The sequence below is a fragment of the Rhizobacter sp. P3_B12 genome (genome assembly GCF_056402895.1).
In genome coordinates this window covers 1-1,289 of record NZ_JBFUGN010001351.1, presented here as the reverse complement: position 1 = coordinate 1,289, position 1,289 = coordinate 1, and the positions used below count along the sequence as shown (strand labels likewise).

1 protein-coding gene and 1 pseudogene are annotated in these 1,289 nt (G+C 67.3%); both read right to left on the bottom strand.

All coding sequences use genetic code 11. The features are described from left to right. Positions 1–1,010 (bottom strand): alanine--tRNA ligase (gene alaS / locus AC1D01_RS35150; protein ID WP_477874211.1); only part of this gene is annotated, 1,010 nt, incomplete at its 3' end. Between the two features lie 38 nt (positions 1,011–1,048). Continuing rightward, positions 1,049–1,289: pseudogene (locus AC1D01_RS35145) on the bottom strand (hypothetical protein); the annotation flags it as partial.

Here is a 1,289-nt window from a genome sequence, read left to right as displayed (position 1 = left end):
TCGCTGACCAGGTCGGCCACCAGCTTGTGGAAGAACGGCTTCTTCTGGCCGAGCTTGTAGCCGTGGCGGATGCCGCGGCGGATGATGCGGCGCTGCACGTAGCCGCGGCCCTCGTTGCTCGGGATCACGCCGTCGCTGACCAGGAAGGCGGTCGCGCGGATGTGGTCGGCGATCACGCGCAGGCTCTTGTTCGACAGGTCCTTCTCGCCGGTCTCGCGGGACGCGGCGCGGATCAGGCGGTCGAACAGGTCGATCTCGTAGTTGCTGTGCACGTGCTGCAGGATCGCGGCCAGGCGCTCCAGGCCCATGCCGGTGTCGACGCAGGGGGCCGGCAGCTTCTTGATGCTGCCGTCGGGCTGCATGTCGAACTGCATGAACACGTTGTTCCAGATCTCGATGTAGCGGTCGCCATCGGCATCGGGCGAGCCGGGCGGGCCGCCGGCGATGCCGGGGCCGTGGTCGTAGAAGATCTCCGAGCAGGGGCCGCAGGGGCCGGTGTCGGCCATCATCCAGAAGTTGTCGGAGGCGTACTTCGCGCCTTTGTTGTCGCCGATGCGCACCACGCGCTCGGGCGGCAGGCCGATCACCTTGGTCCAGATGTCGTAGGCCTCGTCGTCGTCGATGTAGACGGTGGCCCACAGCTTGTCGGCCGGCAGCTTGTAGACCTGGGTGAGCAGCTCCCAGGCCCAGGTGAGCGCGTCGTGCTTGAAGTAGTCGCCGAAGCTCCAGTTGCCCAGCATCTCGAAGAAGGTGTGGTGGCGCGCGGTGTAGCCGACGTTCTCGAGGTCGTTGTGCTTGCCGCCGGCGCGCAGGCACGCCTGGACGGAGGCGGCGCGCACGTAGGGGCGCTTGTCGCTGCCGAGGAACACGTCCTTGAACTGCACCATGCCCGAGTTGGTGAACATCAGCGTCGGGTCGTTGGCCGGCACCAGCGGGCTGGAGGCGACCACCGTGTGCCCCTTCGATTCGAAGAATTTCAGGAAGGTGGTGCGGATCTCGGAGGCTTTCATCCGGTTCTTTCTATGGGCAGTCTCGGCGGAACCGTCGATTATAGGAAAGGACCGTTCGGTCGTAGCGTGCGCGGCAAAGGCGCGTGCGGGGAGGCTGTGGCTCGCCGGCCGGTGGGCCGCGGCTCGACCAGGAACAGCTGCCCCGGCCCGAGCATGATGCCGTCTCCCACCGCCTGCTGCGACAGCTCGGCGCCGTCGGGCAGGTCGGGGTGGCGCGCCCACAGGTACATGCCCGCCTTCGGCTCGCCGAACAGTTCGAACCCCAGCCCGGTGAGCCGC